General features: G+C 46.3%; 16 protein-coding genes and 1 pseudogene. 2 read left to right on the top strand and 15 right to left on the bottom strand.

Annotated elements, in window-relative coordinates; translation table 11 throughout:
* Positions 1-205 precede the first annotated feature (205 nt).
* From fliR to fliF, 13 genes are all read right to left on the bottom strand, one after another.
* Entirely contained in the window at positions 206-985 is a 780-nt protein-coding gene (fliR, locus tag PSF16_RS12295) for a flagellar biosynthetic protein FliR (RefSeq protein WP_036951417.1), read from the bottom strand.
* A 2-nt stretch (positions 986-987) separates the two neighbouring features.
* Positions 988-1,257: a flagellar biosynthesis protein FliQ gene (fliQ, locus tag PSF16_RS12290; protein WP_006657520.1), complete on the bottom strand. Its 270-nt coding sequence runs from the start codon at positions 1,255-1,257 to the stop codon at positions 988-990.
* Positions 1,258-1,265: 8 nt separating this feature from the next.
* Entirely contained in the window at positions 1,266-2,009 is a 744-nt protein-coding gene (gene fliP, locus PSF16_RS12285; protein WP_154628466.1) for a flagellar type III secretion system pore protein FliP, read from the bottom strand.
* A gap of 12 nt (positions 2,010-2,021) precedes the next feature.
* Positions 2,022-2,519, bottom strand: coding sequence for a flagellar biosynthetic protein FliO (fliO, locus tag PSF16_RS12280; protein WP_272689331.1), 498 nt, complete (start codon positions 2,517-2,519; stop codon positions 2,022-2,024).
* 2 nt (positions 2,520-2,521) lie between these two features.
* A complete protein-coding gene (gene fliN, locus PSF16_RS12275) occupies positions 2,522-2,938 on the bottom strand; it encodes a flagellar motor switch protein FliN (protein ID WP_272689330.1) in 417 nt (138 codons plus the stop codon).
* On the bottom strand, positions 2,931-3,938 hold the full coding sequence (fliM, locus tag PSF16_RS12270) for a flagellar motor switch protein FliM (protein WP_272689329.1): 1,008 nt from the start codon (positions 3,936-3,938) through the stop codon (positions 2,931-2,933). Before fliM ends, fliN begins: the two co-directional genes overlap by 8 nt.
* 5 nt (positions 3,939-3,943) lie before the next feature.
* Positions 3,944-4,429 (bottom strand): flagellar basal body-associated protein FliL, encoded by a 486-nt coding sequence (fliL, locus tag PSF16_RS12265; RefSeq protein WP_154628469.1) that lies wholly within the window; start codon positions 4,427-4,429, stop codon positions 3,944-3,946.
* A gap of 162 nt (positions 4,430-4,591) precedes the next feature.
* Positions 4,592-6,037 (bottom strand): flagellar hook-length control protein FliK, encoded by a 1,446-nt coding sequence (locus tag PSF16_RS12260; protein ID WP_272689328.1) that lies wholly within the window; start codon positions 6,035-6,037, stop codon positions 4,592-4,594.
* The gene (gene fliJ / locus PSF16_RS12255; RefSeq protein WP_154604154.1) at positions 6,038-6,481 is read right to left on the bottom strand and encodes a flagellar export protein FliJ; all 444 of its coding nucleotides are present in this window, start codon (positions 6,479-6,481) and stop codon (positions 6,038-6,040) included.
* 11 nt (positions 6,482-6,492) lie between these two features.
* Complete coding sequence (gene fliI, locus PSF16_RS12250; protein WP_272689327.1) at positions 6,493-7,857, bottom strand: flagellar protein export ATPase FliI; 1,365 nt, start codon at positions 7,855-7,857, stop codon at positions 6,493-6,495.
* Positions 7,854-8,585, bottom strand: a complete 732-nt coding sequence (gene fliH / locus PSF16_RS12245; protein ID WP_154628472.1) for a flagellar assembly protein FliH — start codon at positions 8,583-8,585, stop codon at positions 7,854-7,856. Before fliH ends, fliI begins: the two co-directional genes overlap by 4 nt.
* Positions 8,578-9,570: a flagellar motor switch protein FliG gene (gene fliG, locus PSF16_RS12240; RefSeq protein WP_272689326.1), complete on the bottom strand. Its 993-nt coding sequence runs from the start codon at positions 9,568-9,570 to the stop codon at positions 8,578-8,580. The genes fliH and fliG overlap by 8 nt, the downstream gene beginning before the upstream one ends.
* Positions 9,567-11,258: a flagellar basal-body MS-ring/collar protein FliF gene (gene fliF, locus PSF16_RS12235; RefSeq protein ID WP_272689325.1), complete on the bottom strand. Its 1,692-nt coding sequence runs from the start codon at positions 11,256-11,258 to the stop codon at positions 9,567-9,569. Before fliF ends, fliG begins: the two co-directional genes overlap by 4 nt.
* Positions 11,259-11,518: 260 nt before the next feature.
* Between fliF and fliE the strand changes: the two genes are divergently transcribed.
* Complete coding sequence (gene fliE, locus PSF16_RS12230; RefSeq protein WP_036951378.1) at positions 11,519-11,830, top strand: flagellar hook-basal body complex protein FliE; 312 nt, start codon at positions 11,519-11,521, stop codon at positions 11,828-11,830.
* A gap of 548 nt (positions 11,831-12,378) precedes the next feature.
* Here the strand turns inward: fliE and istB are convergent.
* Both istB and istA read right to left on the bottom strand, forming a co-directional pair.
* Complete coding sequence (gene istB / locus PSF16_RS12225; protein ID WP_272689324.1) at positions 12,379-13,125, bottom strand: IS21-like element helper ATPase IstB; 747 nt, start codon at positions 13,123-13,125, stop codon at positions 12,379-12,381.
* Positions 13,126-13,139: 14 nt separating this feature from the next.
* On the bottom strand, positions 13,140-14,681 hold the full coding sequence (gene istA / locus PSF16_RS12220; protein WP_272689323.1) for an IS21 family transposase: 1,542 nt from the start codon (positions 14,679-14,681) through the stop codon (positions 13,140-13,142).
* Positions 14,682-14,779: 98 nt separating this feature from the next.
* Between istA and PSF16_RS12215 the strand changes: the two are divergent.
* A pseudogene (locus PSF16_RS12215) lies at positions 14,780-15,081 on the top strand (hypothetical protein); the annotation flags it as partial.

Here is a 15,081-nt window from a genome sequence, read left to right as displayed (position 1 = left end):
TTAATTAATAAACAATAGATTAATAGAGTAGATGGTTTGGCCATTATTCATCGTAATACTTGAGGGACAGAACAAAACTTATACAGAGTTGTATGGTGAATGAACAAAAGATCCAGAATATCGCAGTACTTATGAAATAAATATCTCAGTACTTATGAAATAGAAGAACGAAGTAATATATCGTTTGAGATGGTTAGATCAAACCTCAAACCCACAAATTAAACATTAACGACAGCTGCTCAAACGCTTGATGGATCAGGCGTTCTGTATAGCGTGGAAGAATAGAAATAATCAGCCCCAACATGCTGATACCGATAGTTAATGTGAGAGGGAAGCCCACCACAAACACAGATAATTGCGGCGTCATTCGGTTTAGAATACCGAGGGACAAGTTGAGAATTAAAAACAGCGTAATAAACGGCAGGGCAAGCATTAACCCATTGATAAAAATGGTATTAGCAAATTGTAAAAACACCCAAAAACCATCGCGGTGCAAGGGCGCGGTTTGAATAGGGATCAGCTCAAACGAGTTCGTCAGAATATAAATCAGCCACAAATGCCCATCGAACGACAAAAACAGCAGCAACGTGATTAAATTTAAAATTCGTCCGAGGATCGGCATATTAGGGCCGCCGGTCGGGTCAAAGAACGTTGCGAATGACAATCCCATCTGTAAACCAATCACTTCCCCTGCATGACGTACCGCGGCGAAAGCCATCTGCATGGTCAATCCCATGGCAGCACCAATCACAATTTGTTGAACACAGACCCATAATCCCATAGCTGAAAATAGAGGGATAGTTGCGACAGGTAATTGTGGGGAAATGACTAAAACAGTGAAAAAGGCGAGGGCGATACGTACCTTACTGATAGCTTGTTTTTCATTAAAAAACGGGGCAGTACCAAACAGGGCTAATAGGCGAACAAAAGGATAAAAACCTTGGCTTAACCATAGCGTGAGCGTTTCGCTGGTAATGGTTAACATGATCAGCCAATGATAAACGGTAAGTTACTAAACAACGTGCGGATATAGTCCGTAAGCAGGTTCAGCATCCATGGTCCTGCGATGATTAATACCGAAATCACCGATAAAATCTTAGGAATAAACGATAAGGTCATTTCGTTAACTTGGGTCGCTGCTTGCAGCAAGCTGATAATCAAACCCGCTGCCAGTGCGGCTAACAGCAAAGGCGCAGCCAGCATCAATGCGATTTTCATCGCTTCTGTTCCCATTGCCATTACAGATTCAGGTGTCATATGTGCTCCTAATTAAAAAAGCTTTGGGAAAGGGAACCGAGTAGCAATTGCCAGCCATCGACTAACACAAATAGCATTAACTTAAATGGCAAGGAAACCGTCGCAGGTGGCACCATCATCATCCCCAGTGCCATCAATACGCTGGCAACCACTAAGTCGATAATCAAAAATGGAATAAAGATAGTAAAACCAATCTGGAACGCGGTTTTTAATTCACTGGTAATAAACGCCGGAATTAAAATACGCATCGGCACATCTTTGGCTTCTTGGATATCACCCACTTTGGCGATGCGGGCAAAGAGCGCTAAATCAGATTCACGGGTTTGCCCTAGCATAAAGGTACGCAGTGGCGCTGTGCCTTTTTCTAATGCAGTTTCTAGGCTAATTTTATCTTCGCTAAAAGGTTGATACGCCTCCCGATAAACTTGGTCGGCAACTGGGGACATCACAAAGAATGTTAAAAATAAAGCTAATCCCAGTAACACTTGGTTTGGTGGCGCAGACGGCGTACCAAGGGCGTTACGGAGTAACCCTAATACGATGATAATACGGGTAAAACTGGTCATCATCAGCAACATTGCGGGGATAAAACCCAGCAAGGTTAAAAACAGCAAAGTTTGAACGGGTAACGACCAAGATTGACCACCATCGGCTAATGTATGGCTGATCACGGCAGGTAATGCCGCAGAGGCAGATTGTGGCAGAACAAGTAACAGAGCGCTGATAATGGCAGCAGATTTTAAAGGTGACATAGGCGCTTCCGGTTACTGTTTTTCAGGTGCCGCAGCGTTAGCAGCATCCTGTTTTTTCTTGAAAATCGACTGAAACGTTAACGGTTCAGAGGCAAAGTTCACTACATCGTTTTCCAATGGTGCAGGGTACTGGTGCAGCAAATTCACGGATTGTGATGTGACGCCCAGCACTAAATATTCGTTATTCACTTCCACCACGACAACGCGCTCTTTGCCACCGAGAGTACAACGACCTTTCACATTAATCAGTTGCTGCTTAACAAGTGGATTACGTCCAAACCCAAACGTTTTAAACAGCCACGCACCCAGCAAGATCAGTAAAATAATCCCACCAAGTGCGCCTGAAATCTGCGATAAGCTATCATTTTGGTTGATAGCTTGTGCGGAGTGACCTTCGCTGTTGACTGTGCTGGTCAAAAAAGGTTTTTGAGTGTGCGCCGAATCAATTTGTGAAGGTGGTGCCTGCAAGGACACCTCGGTTTGTAAAGATACCGCTGTTTCGTCAGGCATTTCTAGCGGCTCAAGCGGTGCATACGTTCTGATGGCGTGATGATGTCAGTGATACGAATACCATAATTGTCAGACACCACGACCACTTCACCTTGAGCAATTAAATAACCGTTGATCAATATATCCAGCGGTTCGCCCGCTAAACCATCTAAAGAAACCACCGAACCTTGAGACAGGCTCAGTAATTTTTTAATCGTCATTTTAGTGCGACCCAGTTCCACCGATAGGCGAACAGGAATATCCATGATCATATCGACATCAGATAACTGATTTAACGGGTTTTGTCCGTCGAAATTATCGAAATTTTGCATACCTGCGGAGGCGGATTCCGCTTGTTTTTGCTGTTCCAGCGCCTCAGCCCACAGATCCTCTTCATTGTGGTTGGTTGATGCATCAAGAGAATTCTTCGCCTCACTCATTGGTACTTTCCTCATCTAGAGTGTTTAAAACAGGATTAATCAAATGTTCCACACGCAGCGCATACTGGCCGTTTTGGGTACCGTATTGACTGGTTAATACGGGTACGCCATCAACATTGACGATAAGACGGTCAGGTTTCTCGATAGGGAGCACATCCCCTTTTTGCAATTGCAGTAAACGAGAAATACGCAGCGGGATCTCAACCAAATTGGCAATCAGTTCAAGTTCTGAACGTTTTACTTGCGTGACTAAATTGGTTACCCACGCTTCATTTTCTTGATGCCCTTGCTCCATTGGTGGGTTAATTAACCGCTCACGCAATGGCTCAATCATGGCAATAGGAATACAGATACTGAACTCACCGACGGTATTACCAATTTCCACTAAGAACGGGGTCGTAACCACGATATCGTTCGGGGAAGTGGTGATGTTGGTGAATTTAACTTGGATTTCAGAGCGCACATACTCGACTTCAACGTCCGCAATCGGCTTCCACGCATCACGGTAAGCGCCTAAAGCCAGCTTCAGCATACGGTTGATAATGCGTTGTTCTGTATTGGTAAACTCTTTACCTTCCGAACGAACAGGGAATCGACCATCTCCCCCAAACAGGTTATCCACGGCGATGTACACTAACGCAGGTTCGAAAGTAAACAGTGCGGTACCACGAAGCGGTGGCATGTGGATCAAGTTCAGGTTGGTTGGAACTGGCAAGTTACGCGCAAATTCATGATAAGGTTCGATTTTGATGGCGCCAACCGTAATATCCGGGCTGCGGCGCAACATGTTAAATAACCCCATACGGAACTGGCGGGCAAAACGCTCATTAATAATTTCCAAGGACTGCATACGTTCACGAAATACCCGACGTTGGGTATTCGGGTCATAAGGGCGAACATTGTCTTTGTCTTGGAGATCCGTTGATGGCTGGTTACTTGATGGCGCATTATCATTGAGTAGCGCATCAATTTCAGCCTGAGATAAAATATTATCGCTCATGGGTCTTACCGCAGAATAAAAGTAGTAAATAACACGTCTGAAATATCCTGATCAGGATCACCTGGGATCAGGGTAGGGGTAAGTGTCCCCTTAATATCTTTCATTAATTGCAACTTACCCTCGTTAGTACCCATATTTTTAGATTGCTGTTCTGACAGCAATAACAGTAGGCGGCTACGTACTTCTGGTAGGTATTCATGAAGTTGCTTACGCGACTTTTCATTCGCTAGACGTAAGGTGATGTGGATATAGAGCACGCGATCTGCCGCATTGTTTACCCCTGGTAGGTTAACGGTAAACGGTTCTAACTCCATAAAAATCGGTTGAGGCATATTTGGGCGTTTTTCTTCCCCATTTGCAGTCTCCTGCGCCTCTTGTTTTGTCGTCCACCAGCTGTAACCACCGAAACCTGCACCGGCTAAGGCAATGAGGGCAAACAGCAAAATTAACCCTTTGTTCGAACGTTTAGATTGATTGCGTGAAGACGACATGTTGCAAAATTCCTGTTGTAAATGCCAAACCCATACGGAGTTTTATACTTTATGATCTCTAGCATTATCCCTAGATTGGGAAGAGTTAAATGAGTGAAAAACGAAACAAAAAGGCGGTAACTCGACGCTTTAGACTTGAAATTACCGCCATTAGATTATTTCTTAGGCAAAGGTGTTAATTCCGCCTTGATGTGTTGGCAATTTAACTCCACTCACGCTGGCATGAGATTCACTGATGCCCACCGCGCCCATTGATGAATGGGTTGGCTGAATTTGCCCATCATGTTGGCGAGATTGCTGATCAGCGTTTGATTGACCGCTAAAATTATCTTGCCCCACGGAGCCTTGAGCTAAATGAATACCACTTTCCTGCAATGCACTGCGCAGGACTGGCATCATGCTTTCCATCGCAGCACGAACATGGCTATGTGGAGAAACAAAGTGCATCACGGCTTGATTATCTTCGATACGCAAATGCACATTGAGGGAACCTAACTCTTCAGGATGTAAGCGAATTTGCGCTTGAGAAACCCCTTGGCGAGAGAAAAACAGCATTTGCTGGCTAAGTTGTTGCTGCCAAGCTTCAGTACCAAACGGCACAGCAAAGTTCATGGTTGGCGTTGGCATCGCAGGTGTTGCTGTTGGCATTGGTGTGGCAGATGGTGTTGCCATAATGCCTGCAACATGGGTTACCGTCGGTGTTGCGGTGTTGCTAAATGCGCCGCTTTCAGCTTGAACACTAAAAGCCCCTTTAGCGCTATTTTGCAGATTCTGGGTATTTTCAGCTGTCGCATTGGCGATTTGTGACAGAGATTCTGTGCTTGGAGCTTTTTTACCCAGCGATAGCGCATCTTGATTCAGATCTTTCGTTGGGATTGCACGTGGATTATCCAACGCAAATAGAGCCTGATCGCGACGTTCACCCACTTCTTTTTTGCCCATTAAAGCGAGCGTCGGTTCATCGGCTTCTCCGGTGAGCTGCAATTGAGCTCCAGCCAAGGTTTTATCATCAAATGGCGTTACGTTACGTGCCACATCCGTCAGTTGTTGCAGCGTTTGTGTGAACGGAGTTGCAGAGGGTTTCTCCGCGCTGGTTTGCGGCTTAGCAGCCGCTTGAATACGCTCATCCATCGCTTGTTTTAATTGGCTGATTAAGGCTTGTTCATCGCCTTGTTTACCTGTTAATAGCTCCGCTTGCAGTGGTGATTGTGCATTAAGATCACGACGGAAATTCAGCTGTGCTAAGGTATTTTCAGCTTGTTGTTTTTGAGCTAACTGGTTTTGAATGGATTCTTTTTCAGCTAACTGATTTTCTGTGGTTGCGATTTTGTCCGTTGCTAATGGCGCGTCAGTGGATTTTTCTGAGTTGGCTGTAGCTGCATCAGATTGTTTTTGCTCACTGATCTGTTGGTTCAAAGGCGTTTCGTTAGCACTGCCATTGAGCACAGGGGCGCTATCGCCGTTTTTTTCTGGCGATTGCTGGTTTTCAAGCATGGCCTGAAAAGGGACGGCAGGCGCTTGGTTTTCATCAATTTGCTTGTCTCGCGGCTGTTCCTTCGCGGTGTTAGCGGTAGGGGTGACCGGCAACAGGTTTGCATTGACGTCCATTTATTGGGTTCTCCGTAAAGTCGCGCGTTGAGCAAATTCATCCATCTGCTTTTGCTCTAAGCGATTTTGACGTTGGTTTTGCGTGTGTTCAGCACGCTGGATCAGGGTATCGAACGCATTGACGCGTTGCTGTTTTTCTTGCCAATGACGATTGGCGTCACTGACGCGCTGTTCCCAGAGCGTTAATTGCTGTTGTTGCTGCTCGATAGTCAGTTCTAAAGTCACAAGAAATTGCTGATAGTTCTGCCATTTGTCCGAGTCCATACCCGTGTGCAATGTTTGGTTTAATTTCTGCCGATATTCCGACTGATAGTTTTCCAACATGTGCAACTGCTCCGCCATTTGCGTGTGCGTTTGGCGAACTTGAGCAAGGACTTTAGCCGCTTCCTCTGAGGCATCTTCTGCTAAGCTCAGTAAGGTCGCTAATGCATGACTATTGGACATCGCATTCCTCGTTATTCATTGGGAACAACATGAGCCAGTTGTTCACAAGCGGTTTGATAATCACAACGTTCATCAATATCTTGCTGTAAAAACTTCGACATTCTTGGGTAATACTGAATTGCGGTATCGAGCATTGGATCGCTACCCATGGCGTAAGCGCCGACGTTAATCAGGTCACGGTTGCGTTGATAGCTGGAGGTGAGCTGTTTAAAGCGCTGGATCTTACGATAATGTTCTTTGGCGATAAGCTCCGTCATGGCACGGCTAATGGACGCTTCAATATCAATGGCAGGGTAGTGCCCAGATTCTGCCAATGAACGTGACAGAACAATATGTCCATCTAAAATAGCGCGCGCGGAGTCTGCAATTGGGTCTTGTTGGTCATCCCCTTCAGTCAACACGGTATAAAAGGCGGTAATCGAGCCGCCGTTTTTCCCATTACCCGCACGCTCAACAAGGGCAGGTAATTTCGCAAAAACAGACGGTGGATAGCCTTTGGTTGCTGGGGGTTCACCAACGGCAAGCGCAATTTCACGCTGTGCCATACTGTAGCGTGTGAGTGAATCCATGATCAGCAATACGCTTTTGCCTTGGTCACGGAAATATTCCGCGATGCGGGTAGCGTAAGATGCGCCTTGCATCCGTAGTAACGGCGAAACATCCGCAGGCGCGGCAACGACAACGGCACGGCGTAGCCCTTCAGCACCTAAGATATTTTCAATAAAGTCTTTAACTTCGCGCCCACGCTCACCGATTAGCCCGACAACGATAATGTCTGCTTGAGTGAAACGCGCCATCATGCCAAGTAGCACGCTTTTACCGACGCCGGAACCTGCAAATAGCCCCATACGTTGACCACGACCGACAGTTAACAGCGAGTTAATTGCTCGTACGCCCACATCTAAAATATCGTGGATTGGCGTACGCTCCAGCGGGTTGATGGACGGCGTGATCAACGGAGCACGTTGTTTGGTTGCCAGTGGTCCTTTGCCATCTAACGGAGTTCCTTGGGCATCTAATACGCGTCCAAGTAGTTCATTACCAAGAGGGAGCAGGCGACTTGTTTGTCCGTCTTCTCCAGACGTTTGCGCATACACGCGTGCACCCGGCGAAATACCTTCGAGGTCGGAGAGCGGCATCAACAACATGCGAGGTCCGTTAAAGCCAACCACTTCGCAGACAACTTCGTCAGTGCCACCATTAATTATACGTTCGATATAGCAGGTGGCGCCTAAAGGCATTTTAATGCCTTCGGCTTCCATCACGAGACCGGTAATTTTGGTCAAACGTCCATAGCGGCGTACCATCGGAATGCCTTTCATGCGTGACTCTAAGTCATCAAGAGACGCTATCCAACGGCCGAGTATCGCAGTCATGACAAGCTCTCCGGTGCATATAGACGGCATAATTCTTGCCAGCGAGTGGCGACCGTCATATCAATTTCACCATCTTCAGCGACCACGCGACAGCCACCCATATGCAGGCTTGGGTCAGCGACTAAGCGCCAGCCATTCAAGTCTAACAATGAGCCTAAGTGTTGTTCGATAAGCGCCACATGATTCGGGTTCACATGCAGTTCAGGCTGGCTCGCAAATATTGGTTTTTGTTGCATTAAATGGCTAATTTCTTCTAGCAGCGCGGTACCATCACACACGGTAGATTGCCCCAACACTTGTTTCGCAGCGGTTAGCGCGATTTGCAGTAATTTGGTAGTGACGACCGTGTCAAAGGTATCCAGCGAATAGTGAAATTCTGATAACAGTTTTTGCCATGTTTCAATCACCGGTTGCTGAAGGGCGAGGGCTTGCTCACTCCCTTGCTGCTCACCAGAACGTAAACCTTCCGTAAAACCAGCTTGATAACCCTCTTTTTGACCTTTTTCAAAGCCTTGTTGGAAGCCCGTTTTCTGGGCATCCTCTTTGATGTTATCCAGCAGGTTTATCTGCTCGAGCACTTCTTTTGGCTCTAAGCAGGGGACTTTCGGCGTGTTCGGTTCAGGAACTTCATTCAACGGCGGGATAGCCGATGAATTCAGATCCCATTGATTAAGTTCCCGTAACTGCCAAGGCTGCCACTGCTGATTATTTTTGGATGTATTAGACATACACGTCGTCTCCACCACCAATCTCGATTTCGCCGTTTTCCATTAAACTGCGAACAATCATCAGAATAGCCTTCTGTTCGGTTTCCACTTGTGACATACGGACTGGTGCTCGAGATTCCAGATCGTCGCGAACAATCTCGGCTGCACGCGCTGCCATATTGTTGAGGAAATGGTCGCGCAGTGCTTGGTTGCTGCCTTTGAGGGCAATAACCAGCGAGTCGGTAGATACGTCTTGCAGAATGCGTTGAATGCTGCGGTTGTCCAATTCGATAAGGTTTTCGAACAGGAACATTTCGTCGATAATGCGCTGAGCCAGCTCACCATCGTAATCACGCATGGCATCGATAACGCTTTCTTCTTGCTGATTTTTCATCAGGTTGATAATTTCTGCCGCGGTTCTTATGCCACCTATTTTGCTGCGCTTGAGGTTCTGACCGTCCAGCAGGTTGTTCAGCACTTCGGTCAGCTCGGCTAATGCGGCTGGCTGAACGCCACCAAATGTTGCAATACGCAGCATAATGTCGTTACGTTGGCGCTCTTCGAACAGTTCTAAAACATCAGCCGCTAAGTTGCGTTTTAAGTGAACCAAAATTGTAGCGATGATCTGTGGATGTTCGTCACGAATAATATCGGCAACCGTTTGTGGCTCCATATAATTGAGGCTTTCGATACCAGAGGTGGTATCTTGTTTATCGAAAATATCTGCCAACAGGCTGGTAGCACGCTCTTCCCCAAGGGCTTTGACCAATACCGAACGCAGGTAGTCGTTGGTATTAATATTTAAGGCGGCAAACTGAATTGCCGACTCTTCAAACTCGGTGAGCACTTCCGCCAGTTCGTTGTTGGAGATTTGGCGCATGTTGGACACCGCCATACTCAACTGCTGAACTTCTTTGGGATTCAGGTGCTTAAACACTTCCGCCGCCTGATCTTCGCCGAGTGTCATCAACATTACGGCACTTTTTTCTGTTCCAGTTAAATTCATTGGGATTTTCCTAACCACTGACGGATAACCATTGCCACGATTTGTGGGTCTTTCTCTGCCATTTCACGAATACGCTGGCTTTGAATTTCAGCGCTAACACGTTGACGAGTAAGACGGCGACGGGTTTTCTCGTCCATATCTTCACTAATTTCTTCTTCCACCACGAACGGCGCTTTGACTTGGGATGCATTAGCAATGGACATTTCAGCATCGATTTGCGCTTGTTGGGTTTTGCGATATTTCACCCACTGAGGTTTGATACCGAAGCGCCACATAAACCAAGCAATCAACGCGATTAGCAAGATTTTGCCGTAATCTAACGCTTGGCCAATCACTTGCGGGTTATTCAACAACGAAGGCTCTTCAACCACTGGCGTATCGTCAGTAAATAGGGAGTTCGTAATGTTGATTGAGTCGCCACGCTGCGCGGAATAGCCCATTGCTTCACGGGTCAGTGCATCAATTTGTTGCAACATTTCTGGTGGGAGCGGCTTCATTTCTGGGCCTTTCTCACCTTCTTGGGATTGGTAATTGACGATCACCGCAACAGACAGTCGGTCAACGACACCAATTTGGCGCTGTGTGTGACTGATTTTGCGATCCACTTCGTAGTTTGTGGTTTCATCACGCTGGGTATTGAGGGTGCCATTACGGGTATTCCCAGCAGTTTTCCCATCGGTACTTTCTTTATTAGCATCAATCGGTGCGCTCGGTGCGCTTACCGGTTGGTTCGATAATGCGCCCGGTACGCCACTTGGGCCACCGTTACTGTTTTGCAGGCTTTCGCTGTTCTGGCGAGAACGAACCGCAGCCGCATCAGGGGTTTGGTTTGGTTTGTACTCTTCAGAAGTCTGTTCAACTTTTGAAAAATCCATTTGCGCGGTGACTTGCGCGTGAATATTGGCACGACCGACTAATGGCGACAGAATATCTTCAATGCGCTCTTTAAGATGGGCTTCCATCTCTTTGGTCATTTTGATTTGTGCGCTGTTGGCAGATTGCTGGCTGTTGTCGTTGTTGGTCAGCAGGCGACCCGTTTGATCGACAATGATCACGTTGGCGGCGGTTAAGCCGGTCACGCTGCTTGAAACCATGTGGACGATAGCGCTAATTTGCCCTTCATCTAACATTCTGCCCGGTAATAAACCGACAGTGACCGAGGCGGTCGGCAGTTTTTGTTCACGGACGAATAAGGTTGGTTTAGGGATAGCTAAATGGACTCGAGCGCTTTGAACTGGGCTGAGAGATTCGATGGTACGAGACAATTCCCCTTCAAGGGCGCGCTGGTAGTTGATTTGCTCGCTAAATTGGCTGATACCAAATTGTTCTTTATCAAGCAGTTCAAAACCGGTATTTCCGCCTTTCGGTAGACCTGATTGCGCCAGTTTCAAACGTAATTCATGGACTTTATCGGCAGGCACAAGAATAGCGCTGCCGTTATCCGCGATTTGATAAGGGACGTTCATCTGGGTCAATTGACCGACAATATCGCCACCATCTTTTGCGCTAAGGTTACTCAGCAGCACACGATAGTCAGGGCTACGGAACCAGAGGAGCAGGGCGACAATAATAGATATCGCAGCAGCACCGGCAATAATTAACGGTATTTTCGGGTCGGCTTTGATGCTTTCGATCAGTGAGGCAAAACCTTTTTTGGCCTCCCCCGTATCTTTAGATGCGGTACTCATAAATATTCCCTGCTATGCAAACTAAACGGATGAATATACGTTTGGTGAAACAATCTTATTTCCCTCTTCGTAACCTCATTTTTTTACGCTGCTATTATTTATTGTCTTGATGCAATCTAATGACGGAATCAGCCTATAATTTTGGTGTTATTTATCGGCTTCAAGTAAAAAACGGTGTGGTAGGGTAGGCAAACTAAAATTCGTGACGGCAATTTTTTGCTCAATTTACCGTTCAACCGAGATTAACTGAAGAGAACAGAATGACGATTCAAGCGATTGAAGGGGTGGTTTCCCAATTAAATGTGGTGGCAACTCAAGCGGCACATAACACCAAACCCGTTGTCGAGCCGGTGGGTTTTGCCGATCACTTAGTGGCATCCGTGAACCAAATCAATGAAACCCGCGTGCAATCTGCGCAAAAAGTGCAGGATTTCACCCTCGGTAAGCCTGATGTTTCATTAAATGATGTGATGGTCGATATGCAAAAAGCTAGCCTGAGCCTGCAAATGGGTATCCAGGTGCGTAATAAGCTGGTGGCAGCGTACCAAGAGATTATGTCAATGCCGGTGTAATGTATTTATCTATTTGAATATTATGAATTAACTGCCTTGTCATTGCCTTTGTGGGGCAGTGATGGGGCATTTTTACCCAAAATAGCAATTTAGTTTACGTTATTTTCTGTCATCCTCGCTCTATCTACACCATGTATCCATCTTTGATGATGTGTATCCCATTTTCTTGACAATGAATGCAGGGTTAGCGCCCGTGTCCATCTATTTGGGGGCATTTTTTGTTGGTCGAACTCACCTAGTTGTGCTGTATGTATCGCCTTTATTCTCATTGTCAGACTACAATTAGCTTGCCTCTATTTTCTGCTGTTTTCCTAAGGCTATCATGCGTTTTTCTATTTTTGATAATTTTTATTCACATTTCTGAATATCAGCCATTCTATTATTATCACTCCTTGCTAATTTTAATATAACCATTTCACATTCAATATGAGGTAAATAGATAATATACTAAATTAGCATTTATTGAGTATTACCATGAAGGAGATCGGTGAGTAACATTGATGAAGATCGGTTCGTGTCACTTTCACAGAACCATTGTTACATTAACTTCACTGATCTCCTTCGGTCAACAAGGTTTGCATTTTTCGCATTGACTCTCCTTTAAGGTCTATCTTGACGCTCCCGTGAACCAACCGATCCAGGATGGCATCCGCATGCGTTGAGTCCCCGATCATCTTGTACCAGCTTTCCACCGGTAACTGGCTCACGACAATGATAGAACCTCGCCGGTACATGAGATCCACTATTTCCAGTAGATCGCTGCGTTGTTCTGACGACAGAGGCTCCAGCCCCCAGTCGTCCAGAATCAGCAGATCGCTGTGATTCAGTTTTGTCAGCAGTTTGCTATAGCGTCCGTCCGCATGTCCCTGGTAACACAGATCCATCAGCGCCTTCAGACGGTAGTAATAGACCTTATATCCTTGTCGGCAGGCATTGTGGCCGAGCGCACAGGCCAGATAGGTTTTGCCACTGCCTGTCGCCCCCGTCAGCAACAGGTTTTGTTTAAGGTTCAACCAGTTTCCCTGACCGAGCGAACGGATGAGGGTCTTATTCAGGCCCCTGCTGCTTCGGTAATCCAGTTTTGATAACTCGGCGCTAAGTCTGAACCGCGCCTGTTTCACCAGGCGCTCTGCTTTCCTGTTTTCGCGGCAGGTCAGTTCTTCTGAAGCCAGTAATGACAGGCGTTCTTCGAACCCCAGCTCCAGGTATGCACCAGGTTGTGCGATCTGGTTTTTTAGGGCATCGAGGAAGCCTGTGAGTTTCAGTTCAGCGAGTTGTTCATAAAGATGGTTCATTATTGGCTTCCATATCAGTGGTAGTATTTACTGCCGCGAACGTTTTCATGTTCCAACGTTGATAGCAGGTCAGGTTTGTTTTCAGGAACAGGCTGTTTATCCAGACCTTTTTCCAAGATCGATTTTATTCCCGCAAGCCGCCATACCTGAGTTTTCAACGCTCGTGCACAGGCTGCGTTAAGTCTGGCCTTGCTGTATTTTTTATGAAGGTTCAGGAGACCCAGGCAGAACCGGTAACTTTGCTCAGGGTGCGGGCGTGAGCTCAGGATGTGAAGGACGTAATCATAAGTTTCACTGCCAACGTGCTCGGCCCACTCCAGAAGCCGTTCCGGGGTCCAGGTGGCATGCTGACGGTGAGCTTCCGGCATATGCTCTTCACGGGTACTGTAGCCATAGTTTCGGTTTCGGGGATGTGTCGCTACTTCCTGCCCCTGATTAAACAGTCTGACCAGTTCACCCGAGATCCATGCTTCTAGCTGTAAGCCCAGCAGTGAACTGGGTACCGAGTAGTAATGTTTGTCAATTTCCACATGGTAATCCGCATGGACTCTGACTTGTTTCACCAGAGTATAGCTGTAACCTGCCTCAGGAAGGGGGTTCAGCACGGGTTTATCAAGTTGGTTGAAGAGCTCTGCTCGCGAACACCCTAGTTTCTGCATGACCTTGCTATTCAGCCTTTCCAGTAACTCCCTGATACGCTGGTTAAGTGATGCTAGGCTGTAGAAGGTTTCATGCCTGATACGGGCCATGATCCAGCGTTCAACAACCTGAACACCGACTTCTGCTTTAGCTTTATCTTTTGGTTTACGTGGTCGCGCTGGTATCACGGCAACATTGTAATGCTCAAGCATCTGCTGATAGGTTGGATTAACGTCAGGATCATACCTACAGGCCCGTGACGTGGCGCTTTTCAGATTGTCTGGAACAACAAGCTCAGGAACACCGCCCAGCCATCGGAAGCAACGAACATGGCTCATAACCCAGTCCTCAAGCTTCTGAGACCAAGTGGCCTCAGCCCATGTGTAACTTGACGCACCGAGAACAGCCACGATGATCTGCGCGGTTCTGATTTCCCCAGTATCAGGGTTGGTAATGTCAACGGTTGGCCCACAGTAATCAACAAAGAGTTTTTCACCCGCTTTATGGACTTGACGCATTGATGGTGAGGTGGTTTTTAGCCATTCTCGGTACATCCGGCAATAATGGTTATAACTGTAAAATCCGCCTGGATTGCGTTCACTGTACTCTTCCCAGAGCAGTTGTAGCGTCACGCATTTATTACGTAGCTCTTTATGGATCGTAGCCCAGTCTGGCAGGGAGTGTTTTTTCATTTTCACCTGCGTTTGAAGGAACGCATGCTTTAGTGCAGTATCATCCCATTCTGAGGGCAATGGCCACTGCTTAATACCAAGCTGAGCCGCCCGGTTGGCATACCTAGATACAACGGAGGGGGATATCGCAAGACTACGGCCAATCTGACGATGGCTGAGCCCGGCACCATATTTAAGTCTGAGTATTTCTTTAAGTTTTCTCATAGATATTGGAGCTGTCGGCATAGGTATCCTTTACTGGAGTGGTAAAAGATACAGATCAACACACCTGTGAAGTTTTAATAACATTGATGGAGATCACCGAATAACAAAATGAGCCTAAAGTGATCTCCATCGATGTTATTCAGCGATCTGCTCAAATGTTATTACCCGATCTCAATGGATGTTATTGGGTGATCTCCATTCATGAAAATACGCATTTATTTTATAAATTCAATAATAGTGAATATTTTATGATTAATGAAATTAATAAAGAATTTGAGAATAATGATATTAATAAAGAAAGTGATGAGGATACTACAAAAAAAGGAGTGTTCTTTATATTAAATAGTAGTGGAGAAACAATTAACGCTATTGTGGTAAGTCATTATTCAGGGCTAAAAGGAAAGAAATCAACGCAAAAAAT

Source organism: Providencia sp. PROV033 (assembly GCF_028484855.1).
Taxonomy (GTDB): Bacteria; Pseudomonadota; Gammaproteobacteria; order Enterobacterales; family Enterobacteriaceae; genus Providencia; species Providencia alcalifaciens.
This window is presented reverse-complemented; position numbering and strand designations above follow the sequence as displayed.